Annotated in this window: 18 protein-coding genes, 1 tRNA gene and 1 pseudogene; 11 read left to right on the forward strand and 9 right to left on the reverse strand. The window is 61.7% G+C overall.

The window, feature by feature from the left end; all coding sequences use genetic code 11:
* Window positions 1-147: 147 nt before the first annotated feature.
* From ABID26_RS11785 to ABID26_RS11800, 4 genes are all read left to right on the forward strand, one after another.
* On the forward strand, window positions 148-1080 hold the full coding sequence (locus ABID26_RS11785; RefSeq protein ID WP_292373140.1) for a lysylphosphatidylglycerol synthase domain-containing protein: 933 nt from the start codon (window positions 148-150) through the stop codon (window positions 1078-1080).
* A 144-nt stretch (window positions 1081-1224) separates the two neighbouring features.
* Window positions 1225-1298: transfer RNA gene (locus ABID26_RS11790), tRNA-Gln, on the forward strand.
* Window positions 1299-1570: 272 nt separating this feature from the next.
* Window positions 1571-1780 carry a hypothetical protein gene (locus ABID26_RS11795; RefSeq protein WP_354415455.1) on the forward strand — a complete coding sequence of 70 codons (210 nt, stop codon included), beginning with the start codon at window positions 1571-1573 and terminating at the stop codon, window positions 1778-1780.
* A 239-nt stretch (window positions 1781-2019) separates the two neighbouring features.
* Entirely contained in the window at window positions 2020-2205 is a 186-nt protein-coding gene (locus tag ABID26_RS11800) for a hypothetical protein (protein ID WP_292302659.1), read from the forward strand.
* A gap of 51 nt (window positions 2206-2256) precedes the next feature.
* Here ABID26_RS11800 and ABID26_RS11805 read toward each other — a convergent pair whose 3' ends face one another.
* On the reverse strand, window positions 2257-2442 hold the full coding sequence (locus ABID26_RS11805) for a hypothetical protein (RefSeq protein ID WP_292302660.1): 186 nt from the start codon (window positions 2440-2442) through the stop codon (window positions 2257-2259).
* Between the two features lie 57 nt (window positions 2443-2499).
* Between ABID26_RS11805 and ABID26_RS11810 the strand changes: the two genes are divergently transcribed.
* Both ABID26_RS11810 and ABID26_RS11815 read left to right on the forward strand, forming a co-directional pair.
* Window positions 2500-2706, forward strand: a complete 207-nt coding sequence (locus ABID26_RS11810; protein ID WP_292302661.1) for a hypothetical protein — start codon at window positions 2500-2502, stop codon at window positions 2704-2706.
* Between the two features lie 138 nt (window positions 2707-2844).
* Window positions 2845-3303 carry a hypothetical protein gene (locus ABID26_RS11815; protein ID WP_126100083.1) on the forward strand — a complete coding sequence of 153 codons (459 nt, stop codon included), beginning with the start codon at window positions 2845-2847 and terminating at the stop codon, window positions 3301-3303.
* Here the strand turns inward: ABID26_RS11815 and ABID26_RS11820 are convergent.
* Window positions 3300-3641, reverse strand: coding sequence for a hypothetical protein (locus ABID26_RS11820; protein ID WP_354415459.1), 342 nt, complete (start codon window positions 3639-3641; stop codon window positions 3300-3302). The two genes, ABID26_RS11815 and ABID26_RS11820, sit on opposite strands and share 4 nt — an antisense overlap.
* Between ABID26_RS11820 and ABID26_RS11825 the strand changes: the two genes are divergently transcribed.
* Window positions 3618-4292: a protein-L-isoaspartate(D-aspartate) O-methyltransferase gene (locus ABID26_RS11825; RefSeq protein ID WP_354415461.1), complete on the forward strand. Its 675-nt coding sequence runs from the start codon at window positions 3618-3620 to the stop codon at window positions 4290-4292. The genes ABID26_RS11820 and ABID26_RS11825 overlap by 24 nt on opposite strands.
* Before the next feature lie 195 nt (window positions 4293-4487).
* On the opposite strand, the gene gloA2 is transcribed toward ABID26_RS11825, so the two are convergent.
* On the reverse strand, window positions 4488-4871 hold the full coding sequence (gene gloA2, locus ABID26_RS11830; protein ID WP_126100080.1) for an SMU1112c/YaeR family gloxylase I-like metalloprotein: 384 nt from the start codon (window positions 4869-4871) through the stop codon (window positions 4488-4490).
* A gap of 658 nt (window positions 4872-5529) precedes the next feature.
* Here gloA2 and ABID26_RS11835 point away from each other — a divergent pair.
* Window positions 5530-5700, forward strand: coding sequence for a hypothetical protein (locus ABID26_RS11835; protein WP_189521195.1), 171 nt, complete (start codon window positions 5530-5532; stop codon window positions 5698-5700).
* A 110-nt stretch (window positions 5701-5810) separates the two neighbouring features.
* Here the strand turns inward: ABID26_RS11835 and ABID26_RS11840 are convergent.
* The 6 genes and pseudogenes from ABID26_RS11840 to ehuB all read right to left on the reverse strand — a co-directional run.
* A pseudogene (locus tag ABID26_RS11840) lies at window positions 5811-5991 on the reverse strand (helix-turn-helix domain-containing protein); the annotation flags it as partial.
* Between the two features lie 90 nt (window positions 5992-6081).
* On the reverse strand, window positions 6082-6810 hold the full coding sequence (locus ABID26_RS11845) for a GntR family transcriptional regulator (RefSeq protein ID WP_354415464.1): 729 nt from the start codon (window positions 6808-6810) through the stop codon (window positions 6082-6084).
* Window positions 6807-7586, reverse strand: coding sequence for an ectoine/hydroxyectoine ABC transporter ATP-binding protein EhuA (ehuA, locus tag ABID26_RS11850; RefSeq protein ID WP_292302667.1), 780 nt, complete (start codon window positions 7584-7586; stop codon window positions 6807-6809). The genes ABID26_RS11845 and ehuA overlap by 4 nt, the downstream gene beginning before the upstream one ends.
* Window positions 7583-8242 carry an ectoine/hydroxyectoine ABC transporter permease subunit EhuD gene (gene ehuD / locus ABID26_RS11855; protein ID WP_292302668.1) on the reverse strand — a complete coding sequence of 220 codons (660 nt, stop codon included), beginning with the start codon at window positions 8240-8242 and terminating at the stop codon, window positions 7583-7585. Before ehuD ends, ehuA begins: the two co-directional genes overlap by 4 nt.
* Window positions 8239-8967 carry an ectoine/hydroxyectoine ABC transporter permease subunit EhuC gene (gene ehuC, locus ABID26_RS11860; protein ID WP_354415468.1) on the reverse strand — a complete coding sequence of 243 codons (729 nt, stop codon included), beginning with the start codon at window positions 8965-8967 and terminating at the stop codon, window positions 8239-8241. The genes ehuD and ehuC overlap by 4 nt, the downstream gene beginning before the upstream one ends.
* Window positions 8968-9021: 54 nt before the next feature.
* Window positions 9022-9885 carry an ectoine/hydroxyectoine ABC transporter substrate-binding protein EhuB gene (gene ehuB, locus ABID26_RS11865; RefSeq protein ID WP_292345045.1) on the reverse strand — a complete coding sequence of 288 codons (864 nt, stop codon included), beginning with the start codon at window positions 9883-9885 and terminating at the stop codon, window positions 9022-9024.
* Window positions 9886-10135: 250 nt separating this feature from the next.
* On the opposite strand from ehuB, the gene ABID26_RS11870 reads away from it, so the two are divergent.
* Genes ABID26_RS11870 through ABID26_RS11880 form a run of 3 tightly spaced genes read left to right on the forward strand, consistent with a single transcriptional unit; the run spans window position 10136 to window position 13763 of the window.
* Window positions 10136-11317, forward strand: a complete 1182-nt coding sequence (locus ABID26_RS11870; protein ID WP_292345044.1) for a M24 family metallopeptidase — start codon at window positions 10136-10138, stop codon at window positions 11315-11317.
* 34 nt (window positions 11318-11351) lie between these two features.
* Window positions 11352-12500 carry a M24 family metallopeptidase gene (locus tag ABID26_RS11875; RefSeq protein ID WP_292345043.1) on the forward strand — a complete coding sequence of 383 codons (1149 nt, stop codon included), beginning with the start codon at window positions 11352-11354 and terminating at the stop codon, window positions 12498-12500.
* Between the two features lie 9 nt (window positions 12501-12509).
* Window positions 12510-13763 carry a sarcosine oxidase subunit beta family protein gene (locus ABID26_RS11880; RefSeq protein WP_292345042.1) on the forward strand — a complete coding sequence of 418 codons (1254 nt, stop codon included), beginning with the start codon at window positions 12510-12512 and terminating at the stop codon, window positions 13761-13763.
* The last annotated feature ends 12 nt before the right edge of the window (window positions 13764-13775 follow it).

Consider the following 13775-nt stretch of genomic DNA (forward strand, 5'->3'; position numbering starts at 1 on the left):
AGAGCGCATGGTCCGATTTTTGGCACCGTCACGCCGGGGCAATCTCATGCCGGTTGAATAGCCGGCTTCGATCAGGCATTTCTCAAGCGAGGGATAGAGAGGCCGGGCAACAGCAACTCATGAGCAGCAACGCATGACGATCTTGCCATGAACTGGAGGCGTTATTTCTGGCCGGTCATCGGCATAGCGGCCGTGGTGTTCTCACTCTGGCTGCTCATCCACGAACTGCGCGGCATTTCACTCGACGACGTCTGGGCCGGTATCATCGCCATTCCGCCGCGCGGCTGGATACTGGCGGCGCTGAGCTCGGTCGTCGCCTATGCCTCGCTCGCCGGCTACGACCACATCGCGCTGCTCCATATCGGCAAAAAAGTGTCGTGGCTGTTCGTCACGCTGTGCTCCTTCACCACCTATGCGCTGTCGCACAATATCGGCGGCTCGGTGCTGTCGGGCGCGGTGATCCGCTACCGCGCCTATGGCACGAGAGGCCTCACCGGCCAGGATGTCGGCGTGCTGGTGGCGATCTGCTGGATCACGTTCGTGCTCTCCAGCCTGCTCGCCGCCGGCCTCGTGCTGGTGCTGGAGCCGCAGATCGTCGACCGCTTCTCCGGCGCCCCGCACCACGGACCGGCGATAGCCGCGGGCCTCGCCATGCTGATCCTGGTCGGCGCCTACGTCTTCGGCAGCTGGCTGCATCTCAAGCCCCTCAAGATCGGCAGCTTCCAGTTGCATTATCCAGCACTGCCGATCGTGGCGCGGCAGTTGCTGATCGGCCCGATCGAATTGCTGGCGGCCGCCGCGATCATCTTCTTTGCCCTGCCCGCGGCAGGCAATCCCGGCTATTTCGTCGTGCTCGGCGTCTTCGTGATGTCGTTCTCGGTGGCGCAGCTCTCGCACGCGCCAGGCGGGCTCGGCGTGTTCGAGGTCGTCTTCCTCGCCGGGCTGTCCGACATGGACCCGGTCGGCGTGCTGGCAGCGCTGCTGGTCTTCCGCCTGTTCTATCTCATCATCCCGCTGCTCATCGGGCTCTGCGTGGTGCTGTTCTTCGAGCATTCGCAATACAGCCGCGGCGAAAACTGAGCCTTCCCAAGCGCTCGGCGACCAAGCGAGAAAAAAGCCTGCGATTGAAACGCCGCGCGGGGTTGACTATTTTCCGGCGGCGGCTACAAGGCAGCGCTCGCGGCGCTTGAGCCGCCCGCTTCGCGCGGCACAAACCGCGCCTGCTGGGGAATAGGTTAACGGTAGACCCACGGACTCTGACTCCGTTAGTCCTGGTTCGAATCCAGGTTCCCCAGCCACTAAAATAATCAAGCAGGAACAATGCTTTATCTGAAAACATGGTCTCCGGACCGTGTTACATCGCCTTTGCAACACGTTTTCACCTAACCCGTTGTTTTTCCACGCATTACAAAACCTTCCCGCTCACTCCATGGAACACGGATGGAACACGGAATCGCCGTGACGTTCTCGGCACGTTCTTGAATTAGCGGACACTAATGGGTCTGTGAGTTCTGTCACAGACGCACCGGAGCATCGGCCTAGCTTGTGCAGCGTTGAAGGGAGTACCCCGATGCTTGTGAACCTTCCTATGCTTGTGAACCTTCCCCTTGTCGTAGCTGGTCCCGTTGTCGATTGGTTCGGCCGCCGAGCCGATCAGAAGGCGCTGTTGAAGGCACCGGACGATCTGAGCGACTCACCGGACGACATGCTCAGCGACATGGGGATTTCCCGTGACGACATCGAGACCGCGCGCTGGCGGTCCTGCCGGAGAGTGGGCTAACGAAAAAGGCCCGGAAGCCGAAGCCCGACAGCCTGGATTGCCATCGCCCGAAACGGAAGCGCCCGCTACGTTGCCGCAGCGAGCGCTCCAGTGACCCCTCGCCGGCAGGACGGTACGCCCCGCTAAGATGGATAATAAGCGCGCCCTAGTTGAAGCCCCGCATATTAAAGCCGCGTGACTTTTCTGCCACTAGACACATGAAGGCCAGACCGCCGGAGCCGCTTAGCCGTGAGGGTTAGATGTCAGAAGACGATTTGCAGCAAAAAATCCGCCGCCAAATGGAAGAGGATTTCCGCTCCGATCCGCGAAGGGCGATAAAGCAATTTGGGCTGGAAGCCTCGCTACGACGCGGGGTCGTGCGCAACATTGTAGCGTCGGCTGTCATTTTGGCGGGATTTCTAATCTGGACCGCCATCCGTCACTGACAGCCCTGCCACCGAAGCAGCCGGGCCTTCAAGTGTCCGAAGGACAATTGATCAGCCGAGCCGCGTCACCACAAGGACATGGCCGTGCTTATGGCTGATATCGATGCGGCAGCGCTCGCCGTGCAGGGCTTCCATCAAGTGTGCCACGTATTTGGCAGCAAGCTCGATTTCGGCGAGCTTCGCCGTAGCCTTGGTGGTTGCCTCAGCGGCCATCTTGGCGATGATGTCAGTCGCCATAAGCTGGCACCTCCGCCATATCGCCAGCGCCGGAGGGCATGAGCCAGGCCGAATCCGATGTTTGGCTCGATATCGTCCGGTGCCTACCTCCTGACTTCATTGACTACGCCCAACGGTCCTGATGGGCTCGTATTTCCTTCGGCTGAAGGAACGCCACTCAACCACCAGAACATCATCAATCGTATCTGGAACCCGCTCCAGATAGCCGCCGGCTTGTTTGCGCTCGACCCCGAGCGCAGGGACGACGATGGCAATCCGGTGTGACTGTAGGCGTTGACAATGGGAAACTAGGGACCGATTGCCACTATTCGACGCCGGTGGGAAGCTTCACAGTCTCGAAGTCGGGTGGCTCCGGGAATTGTGATCCGACTGCGCCGGCGCCAAAAGGAATCGGCGGCAGCTATGGCGGCGGCGGCCGCCGCTGAAAGAAAGTCATCCAGCCGGTCCAAGGTTTGGCACTCCTTCGACTACGGGGCTTTGTGTGAAATGAAGCTAGTAAGGAACATCACGCTTACCCCGGAAGCTGAGGAATTTATCAAGCAGCGCTATATCGAGCCGGACGTCGCCAGTTATTCTGAGCTTCAGTTCATGCCAAGGTTTATTTGGGTGATAGCTTACAAGGACGCCGATGGAAAGATAATGGAAGGAGAGACCGTAGGCTACAAGCTATCTAGATCGCCGGTATCCTTCCTAGCTGATTCGGTGATCGCTTCATTTGACGGCGGTCGCAAATTCTTCGCTGTTGAATTCAACGCGGATGGCGAAAAATACGATGCCGACGCGCATTATACGATCGAACATTTCGACGATATTAACTACATCATCAAGCTGCCTAGCGAGGCGAACGAACGCAACGCCTAAGTGGATTTCACTGCGATGACGCTGCCAAGGACCATTTTGTTTCCTGAGCCAGTGCATTGATCAATGCTGCCCCACTGCGTGTTCCGATAGCCAATCTCTTTCATAAGCACCGGCAATTCGGCTGGAGGTGCTAGGCAGAAAGTTCGAAAAGCTTCCAAGAACCCCAGCCAAACCGGATGCCCTGCGGACAACTTGGTTCCACAAGCCCCTTCGATCGCCGCAGCCGCCAGCGCATCGGCCTTGTCGGTTACTGTGACGCGACGAACAGGATATAATGCTTTTGGCAGCAGCTGGTCGAGGAAAGCCTCACCGTCGTGAAACCGATGAACGAAAAGCATCTTGCGGTTCTACGCAGGCACATGGTCGAGATGATTGCCATCCATGCCGATCTTGCAAGCGAAGAACTCGGCAAGGCAACGCTCGATGAGCGGGTGATGGCATCGATGCGGCGGGTCCCGCGACATCTCTTCGTGCCAGCTGCGGTCGCGCCTTATGCCTACCAGGACATGCCGCTGCCGATCGGCTTCGATAAGACCGTGTCGCAGCCCTTCATTGTCGCTCTGATGACCGATCTCGTAGCTCCCCAACCGCACGAAACGGTGCTCGAGATCGGGACTGGCCTGGGCTATCAATCCGCGATCCTCGCGGAACTCGCAGGACAAGTTTGGAGTGTCGAAATCATCGAGGAATTCGCAAGCCATGCCGAGGCTCTGCTGCAGGGCCTTGGCTTCTCGAATGTCGCCATTCGTGTCGGAGACGGGTCTCGCGGCTGGCCCGAGCACGCCCCATTCGACAAGATCCTGGTTAGCGTGGCGGCTGAGCGGACGCCGCCGGCTTTGTTGAATCAGCTCAAGCCAGGGGGACGCATTGTTCTGCCTTTGGCGTCTGAAGAAGTACAGTTTCTGACTATCATCGACAAGGATGCTGCTGGGCAACTCGAGACTCGGAAACTCATCCCGGTTCGGTTCAGCCGGCTTGAAACCATCTAAAGCAGGTCGCGTGAAAAAGCATTCACGCAACCTGCTTTAGGTTTTTGACTTTAAGCATGTCTTTGTCCCGAAACCGGTTCCCACTTTCGGGAGACATGCTCTAGCGGAGTGCGCACAACTGGCGCGACTTCGCTTTTCCGACCGTCAGCCGGATGCCGGCAGCTCCGCATTCTTCTCGTCGCAATGCCCCGACTGTCAAACTCGATCCTCGTAGAACTCAATGGGGAGACCGTCGGGGTCTGCCACGAAAGTAAACGAACGTCCTGTGTGAGGGTCTATGCGGATAGGCTCAACTTCGATGCCTCGTGCCCGAAGCAACCGGGCTGTCGCCTCTACTGAGTCCACCGAGAACGCTACGTGTCGTAGTCCGCATGCCTCAGGCCTGGTCGGCCGGCTGGGCGGCATGGGAAAACTGAACAATTCGATCTGGACAGGACCATGCCGCAAGTCGCACTTCCAAGATTGCTTTTCGGCTCGCCAATTTTCGTCGACGATGACGAAATCGAGCTTGTTGTAGAACTGCTTCGACAGCTCGTAGTCACTGCAGATGATTGCAATATGATGGATTCCTAGAAGCAACGAACTAACCCCATATGAGCACGGACAAGCCCGACGCCCCCTCCCACCTGCAAGCTACATTGGCGCCTGCTTGCACTCAATCTCCGCCAAGACGATCAGTTCGGCCGGTCCTGGCGCATAACGCCGTAGAGAAGCAGGCCCGCCATTAGAGACACGACAGCGCCCAACATGTCAGAGCCGGTCAGCCCTGAATAGTATGCGAAAGCGAATGCCAACTCGGCCATGATTTTCCACCAGGGTATGCTGGACTTACCTCAGAGAAACCTTATGGGCGCGCTAATGTTCCGCTTGAGGAATGAGCGACCGTCGCGGATCCAAGACTAGGGACGGGGTGTCCACCGGTTGCGCCTTTTCCGCCAGCTACACCTACAACTTCGAGGACAAAGGCGGAAACTGGGTCGTGTCGCTTGACGACTGAGGGCACGAACCAAGCTGAGCGCTGGCGATTGCTTCACATGTCTCATTTCAGGACGGGAATTGCTGGCACCGGGCTTGCACTGAAGCTGTTGCCGGTTTGATCCCCGGCAGCTCGTCGGGCTCTTAGAGGCAGTTGTTGGGGGCCTCGCCCGGCGAGTTTTTTAATTATATTAGCGATTGCTTGTAAACGAAACAGAGTAGGAAGATAATGGCGTTGCGAGGAGCCCTGAGGGAGGGTCCTATGCGATGGCCTTTGGTCGTGATCGCGCTGATTGTTGGTTTGATCCTTTGGGACCACTTTGCCAATGACAACGCCTACACCGCCGACGTCGAGCGCAGCTTTGCGTCCTTGCAGATGCCGGGCGGCTGGAGAGCCCCCGCCATTGCCTTCCACGACCCGCTCGACCAGTGAGCGATCTAGAGCCCTAGCAGCGGGATAGAGCCGTCCAAATCTCTAGACGTAAAGCGGCAACGGAAGGCTCGGCACGGCATAGACCCGATCGCCGATCGATGCCGCAGGCGTGGAAGCTGATTGGCGTGGCGGTATGGCCGGCGCGACCGGTCCGTCAACCCTTCCAAGCCATTGTCGTTGTAGCGTGTGAGGACCTTGTAGCCCGTCTTGCGCGAGATATCGAACTCCGGCAAAGCACCGCATCTTCTCGCCGTCCAGCAGCCGGGCGATGAACTTCAGCCGCTCTGCCATGGGGAAGGGCAATTCCAATGACTTGCTCCTGCGCTTTTCTTGCCAGGAACTGCGCCAGCAAATTCCAGGCGAGACGTTCCGAAGATGCGGTTAGTTGCCTTCTAAATCGCCAGCCGCCCCTGCGTGGCGCATCATGCGACGGAAGCTCATGGAGATGTGGGCGCGCCTGATATGCCCGATCGATTCCCAGTCGCCGATCTCGGCGGCGGCCAGGACCTCCTCCATTTCGCGCCGGAACGCGGTGAACTCCTCCACGAGGCCCAGTTGCGGCATCATCTTGAGGACGACGCGCGCTACCTGGAAATACAGCCTTTCGCTGATGTCGCGCAGCGGCTGGTTGCCGGTCATGCCGGACAGCTCGGTGAAGAAATCCATGTTGAGCTGCAGGAAGGCGCGCTGATCCGGATTGAGCATGTCGGAATCGCAGCGCGCAATGAGCGCACGGATCCGATCAAGGTCGGCGGCCGTGCGTGGAATCGGCGAAAGCTTGCCGACCAGCAGCGCCAGTTCCAGGCGCAGGTGATAGACCTGCTGCAATTCCTCGATGTCGACGTCGGTGACGATCGTGCCGACGCCATGGACGGATTGAACCAGGCCTTCGGACTCGAGGCGCGCCAGGACGCGCCGGACCGGCGTGCGGCTGATCTCGAATTCCTGGGCGAGCTCCTCCTCGGAAAGCCGGCTTCCCGGCGGGTAGTCGAGCAGGCAGATGCGGTCGCGCAGGATCAGGTAGATGCGTTCGAACCGTTCTCGCGCCGAAAGCGGACGCGGGGGCGACGCGGTCACGGTCGCGGCCGAGGCATCCGTCTCGAGCGTCATCCAGCCTCCAGGACGGCGTGCAGGAATTGCCGCGTCCGCTCATTCTTCGGTGCGCCGAACAACTGGCTCGGCGATCCCTGTTCGCAGATCTTGCCCTGATAGAAGAAACAGACCCGGTCTGAAAATTCCTTGGCGAAGCCCATCTGGTGGGTGACCATCAGCATGGTCAGGTCATGCTCACGGCCGAGCTGCCTTATCACCTGCAGCACTTCGCCGACAAGCTCCGGATCGAGCGCCGAGGTCACCTCGTCGAACAGCATGATCTTCGGCCGCATGGCGCAGGCGCGGGCAATCGCTACGCGCTGCTGCTGGCCTCCGGAGAGCTGCGAGGGATAGTGGTCCTTCTTCTCCGACAGGCCGACCATATTGAGCAACTCGGCCGCGCGCTCCTCCGCATCCTTCCGCTTCATGCCGAGAACCGTTATCGGCGCCTCGATGCAGTTCTGCAACGCAGTCATGTGCGGGAAAAGGTTGAACGACTGGAAGACCATGCCGATCTTGGCGCGAACGCGGCGGATATGGGCAAGATCGGCCGGCACGAGCTTGCCGTTCTTCTCCATATGCGTGAGAGGTTCGCCTTCCACCCAGATGACGCCGTCATTGATGGTTTCCAGCGTCATCAGCATGCGCAGCACGGTGGTCTTGCCGGAGCCGGACGGGCCTATGATGGAGACTTTCTCGCCACGGGCGATGTCCAGGCTCAATCCGTCCAGAACGGTCAGCGCGCCGTAGCGTTTGGAGACGTTGTCGAAACGGACCATCGGTTGTTCGGTCATCGCACGGTCCTCCGGTTGAGAAAGCGCTCAAGCGCACGGATAAGCGCGGCCGATACCAGGCTCATCGCCAGAAAGAACAGGCCGACCAGCGTCATCGGCTCGGTGTAGCGGAAGGTCTCGGAACCGATGATCTTGGCGGTCTGCATGAGTTCCAGCACCGCGATCGCCGAAAGCAGCGGCGTTTCCTTGAACAGCGCGACCAGATAGTTGCCGAGCGCCGGCACGATCGGCGGGATGACCTGTGGGATGATGATATCGCGGAAAGTTATCCATTGCGGGAGATTAAGAGCGATCGATGCTTCCCATTGGCCGCGGTGGATATTGTCGAAGCCGGCGCGGTAGACCTCCGAGCAATAGGCGGCGTAATGGACGCCGATGGCGACAACGCCAGCGGTGAACGCATCGATCACGAGGCCGAATTTTGGAAACACGAAATAGATAAAGAATATCTGGATGAGCAGCGGCGTCGAGCGGATCAGCTCGACCAGCACCGAGATCGTCCAGCCGGTCCACGGCACGGCGATGCGGACCACCGCCAGGACAAGGCCGAGCGAGGCGGCGATGACAAAGCCGAGCAGCGTTGCCTCGATCGAGATGATTGCCGCGTGGGCCAGCACCGGCAGGATCTGCAAGGTAAAACTCCAATCCCAGATCATGCCGCCCTCCCCCGCGCCAGGCCGAGCGAAGCCCGCCTCTCAAGAAGCCGCATGCCGATGGAGACGACCAGCGACATTGCGAGATACATCAGCAGCACCAGCGTGAAGATGGGAATGGTCTTGAACGTGGTCTGGTTCATCTGCTGCGCCTTGAAGGCAAGGTCGGTGAGCGTGATCAGCGAGACCAGCGCCGTCGCTTTCAGAAGCTCGATGAACAGATTGCCCCAGGGCGGGATCATGGCGACGAAGGCCTGCGGCAGGATGATCCGGCGCAGCATCTGCGACCGGCTCATGTTGAGCGCCGTTCCCGCTTCCCATTGGCCGCGCGCGACCGACTGGATGGCGCCGCGCACGACCTCCGACCCGTAAGCCCCGACATTCAGGCCGAGCGCCAGCACGGCGACAAGGAAGGCGTTGAGCGTGACGCCGAATTGCGGCAGCACGAAAAACAGCCAGAACAACTGCACCAGCGCCGAGGTGCCGCGGAAGATCTCGACATAAACGGTCGCCAGCCACCTGAGCGGCGCCGCTCCGTACATGCGCGCGAGCGCTGCAAGCACGCCCATGACGATCGCCAGCAGGCTGCCAAGGATGGCAATCTCGATCGTCAGGAGTGCGCCCTGCAGCAGACCCGGCAGGAACAGCCTATAGGATTCTTGCGTCGCCAGCACGCCGATCACGGCGAGCGCGACAACCAGCATGGCAACTAACGTGCGGATTCCCATCTGCCCTCCAGGAAAAAAGAGGGCGGCGCTTTCGCGCCGCCAGCAGTTGGGAACTTATTCGCCCTTGCAGAGCTGCGCGGTGGTCTTGTTCGGCAGATAGTCCTTGCCGAATCCGAGCGGCTCGACCAGCGCGATATGCTCAGGCGATCCGATGAACTTCTTCAGCTCGGCGTTGAACGCTTCCTGCAAATCGGTGTCTTCCTTGCGGAAGCCGAAGCCGCCATGGCCCTTGATCGACTTGCCGGCAACCTCGCCGAACGGCTTTGTCGATTCTACGCCATCGGCCTTCTTGGCCATTTCGGCGATCGAGAGCGCCGTCAGCGTGGCCGCATCGGCGCGGCCAGACTGGACCGCGGCAACCAGGCTGGACTGGTCGGGCAAGGTGACGAGCTGCGCGTCGGCGACGCCTGCGTCCTTGGCAATGCCGCCCTCGACGGCGCCTGCCATCACGGCGAGCTTGAGATCAGGATTGTCCTTGATGCTCGAATAGTCCTTCAAGCCTTTCGGATTGCCCTTCGGCACCAGCATTGCCTCGCCGATACCGTAGGACGGCTCCGAGAAATTGATCTCGGCGCAACGCTTCGGATTGATGAACATGCCGGCGGCGATGATGTCGAAGCGGCCGGCCTTGAGGCCCGGGATGAGCGAGCCGAACTCGGTCAGCACGCCGTCCACCTGCTGGATGCCCATCTTGGCGAGCACCGCCTTGGCGACCTCGGGCGCTTCGCCGGTCAGCTTGCCGTCGGGCGTCGCGAAACCGAACGGTGCCTCGTTGGCAAAGCCGACGCGGATGTAGCCGTCCTTCTTGGCGCGCTCGAGGGTCGTCTCCGCCTTGGCCGGCAGCGACGTGAATGCGGTCGCGGCGAGCGCAAGGCAGGCGGCGGCTTTCACAACCGCGCGGCGGGATATCTGTGACATGAACATGCGTTCCCCTTTGCTTTCAATGATTGCTTGGCTCGAACGACGTTTCTCCTCCATCGCTCAGCTCATAAGACGTATACAACTCATCTGGACATATCGCAAGATGCGCTGTACGAATCTCTAAAAATAGCCGCTGTCGCACCGTCGACCGGCCCAAACATTGAACAGTTGTGCACAATTACAGGCGATTTCCCTGAAATTGCGGGCTGCGAGTCGCGTTCGGCGGCGGCAATAGGAGGAGACGGTTTTGAGCGGGTCCGGCGGGTTCACCAAGGCGGAATATGCGCGGCGCCTGACCGACGTGAAGCACCGCATGGAAAAGGCCGGATTCGATCTCATCATCTGCCAGGACCCCGCCAACATGTGCTGGCTGACCGGCTATGACGGCTGGTCCTTCTACGTGCCGCAATGCGTGCTCGTTCATCTGGAGGAAGACCGCCCGATCTGGTTCGGCAGGGCGCAGGACGCCAAGAGCGCCCGCATGACCACAGGCCTGCCCGAACAAAACATCGTCCCGTTCTCAGAGCGGCTGGTGCAGCACCCGGTCGAGCATCCCTATGACGAGCTCGCCGGGCTGATCAGGGCGCGCGGCTGGGACCGAGCGCGCATCGGCGTCGAGATGGATGCGCATTACTATACCGCGCGCTGCCACGCCCATCTCGTTAATGGCCTGCCCGGGGCGCGCTTCGCCAACAATCACGACCTGGTCAACTGGGCGCGCCTGGTGAAATCGGACGGCGAGCTGGCGCTGATCCGCGAGGCGGGCGCGATCTGCAGCAACGCCATGAACCGCGCCTTCGAAAAGATGCGGCCCGGCGTGCCGCAAAACCATGTCATCGCCGAGATCTATCACGCGCAGATCATGGGCGTGGCTGGCGCCGGCGGCGACTATGCCGCCATCTGTCCGTTGATGCCGGTCGGCGAAGGCACGAGCACCCCGCACCTGACCTGGTCGGACGCGCCGCTTCCAGACAGCGGGCTTGCCATCGTCGAGATCGCCGGTGTTAGGCGGCGCTACCATGCGGCGCTGACCCGGACGGTGCATTTCGGCAAGCCGCCGGCCGCCCTCTCCGACATGGCCAAGGTGATCGTCGAAGGCGTCGATGCAGGGCTCGAAATGGCGCGGCCCGGCAACACCGCCGAACAGGTTGAAGCCGCCTGGCAGGCAGTGCTGCGCCGGAACGGACTGAAGAAGGAAAGCCGGGTCGGCTACCCGGTCGGCCTCGCCTACCCGCCGGATTGGGGCGAACGCACCGCGAGCTTGAGGCCCGGCGATAAGACCGAGCTCGAGCCCGGCATGTGCTTCCACTTCATGGCCGGCGTCTGGCTCGACGATTTCGGCGTCGCCATTTCGGAGTCCTTCGTCGTGGCCGAACATGGCGGCGAGCGGCTCTGCGACGTGGCCCGCGATCTCATCGTCATCAACTGACCACCCCTGCAACAGGCATTTTCGAGGATCTAGAATGGACCGCAATCCCTTTACGGAAGCCGAGATCGCCGGCCGCCTTTCGAAGGTGCGCAAGGCGTTGGCCGAGCGCGGGCTCGATGCCGCCGTCTTCGCCTCGCCGGAGAACATTTTCTATCTCACCGGCCTCGACCATTGGGGCTATTTCGCGCCGCATCTGCTGATCGTCACAGTCGACCGGCAGCCGGTGCTGGTCACCCGGTCGATGGAGAAGGTGACGATCGAGAACCAGGTGAAGGCAGCGCAATTCCGCGGCCATTCCGACAGCGAGACGGCCGCCGATCTCGCCGCGCGCGTGCTTGCCGAACTTGGCCTGACAGGTAAGCGCATCGGCCTCGAACACTGGACCTCGGGCCTCAGCCACGGCCTCGCGCTGAAGCTCGAGGCGCAGGCCGACGCCAAGTGGAGCGACGTCTCCGGCCTGGTCGACAGGATGCGGCTGGTGAAGAGCGCCGAGGAACAGGCGCTGATGCGCCGCGCCGCCAAGGTCACGGATGCCGCCGCGGGCGCCGCGATCGCGGCGATCCACGACGGCGCCGCCGAGCAGGAGGTCGCCGCGGAATGCGTGGCGGCAATGGCGCGCGCAGGCGGCCATGCGCCGGGCTTCGGCCCGTTCATCCGCCCGGCCGCTCGGCTCGGCGAAGAGCACACGACCTGGGGCGATGGCATCTATCGCCGCGGCGAGCCGGTTTTCGCCGAACTGTCCGGCTGCGTCTCGCGCTACCATGCGCCGCTTGGCCGGCTGATCCGCATCGGCGTCATCAAGGACGAGGACGCCGCCATGGCCGAGGTGACAGCCAAGGCGTTCAATGCCGTCGTCAAGGCGCTCAGGCCAGGCGTCAGGGCGCGCGAGGTCTACGCCGCCTGGCAGGGCGTCGCCGACGAGGCGGGCCTGTCGCACTATCGCCGCCATCATTGCGGCTATCTCGTCGGCATCGGCCAGCCGCCGTCCTGGACGGGCGGCAATTCGGTGACGGGCCTGAGGCACGATTCCGATCTCGAGATCGAGACCGGCATGAGCTTCCATATCCTGTCCTGGCTGATGGGCACGGGCCGCGGCGACGATTTCATCTCCAACACCGTGCTTCTAACAGAGACCGGCGCCGAAGTGCTGACGCGCACTCCGACAGGCCCGATCGTTCGCTAGACGATGACCATGCGCTACTCGGCGTTCTCGATTTTCCGCAACGGCCTGTCCGGCCAGAAGAACTGGCAGCGCGCCTGGCGAGCCGCCGAGCCGAAGCCGGCCTACGACGTGATCATTGTCGGCGGCGGCGGGCATGGCCTCGCCACGGCGTTCTACCTGGCCGAGAACCACGGCATCCGCAATGTCGCGGTGCTGGAGAAAGGCTATGTCGGCGGCGGCAATGTCGGCCGCAACACCACCGTCATCCGCTCCAACTACCTGCTCGACGGCAACACCCAGTTCTACGAATTCTCGGTCAAGCTGTGGGAAGGACTGTCGCAGGCGCTGAACTTCAACGTGATGTTCTCGCAGCGCGGCCAGATCGTCACCGCCCATTCGGCCGATCAGCTCGACACGTTCAGCCATCGCGCCAACATCATGCGGCTGAACGGCATCGACGCCGATATCCTCGACCGCGAGGAGGTGCGGCGGCTGGTGCCCTATCTCGATTTCTCCGACACGGCGCGATTTCCGATCCATGGCGCGATCCTTCAGGGCCGCGCCGGCACCGCCCGCCACGATGCCGTCGCCTGGGGCTATGCGCGCGGCGCCGACGGCCATGGCGTCGACATCATCCAGAACTGCGAGGTGACCGGTTTCGTCCGCGACGGCGACAGGATCGTCGGCGTGGAGACGAGCAAGGGCCGCATCGGCGCCGGCAAGGTCGGCCTGGCGGTCGCCGGCCATACGTCGGTGCTCGGCCAGAAGGCCGGGCTGGAACTGCCGATCGAAAGCCACGTGCTGCAGGCCTTCGTCACCGAGCCGCTGAAACCGCTGGTCGACCATGTCGTGGCCTATGGCGCCGATCATTTCTATGTCAGCCAGTCCGACAAGGGCGGGCTGGTCTTCGGCGGCAATCTCGACGGCTACAATTCCTACGCCCAGCGCGGCAATCTCGGCGTCGTGCGCGAGGTGGCGGAGGCGGCAATCGCGCTGATGCCTTGCATCTCGCGCGTGAGGCTGCTGCGCCATTGGGGCGGCGTGATGGACATGACGCCCGACGCCAGCCCGATCATCTGCCCGACGCCGATCGACGGGCTCTATCTCAATGGCGGCTGGTGCTATGGCGGCTTCAAGGCCACGCCCGCCTCGGGTTGGTGCTTTGCGCACACGCTGGCGACCGGCAAGCCGCATCCGCTGATCGCCGCCTATCGCCTCGACCGTTTTCGCACCGGCCGCACGCTCGACGAAGCCGGTGTCGGCCCCTCGGCCTGGTTGCAATAGAGAGCAAGAGAA

The organism is Mesorhizobium shonense (assembly GCF_040545255.1).
Classification (GTDB): Bacteria; Pseudomonadota; Alphaproteobacteria; order Rhizobiales; family Rhizobiaceae; genus Mesorhizobium; species Mesorhizobium shonense.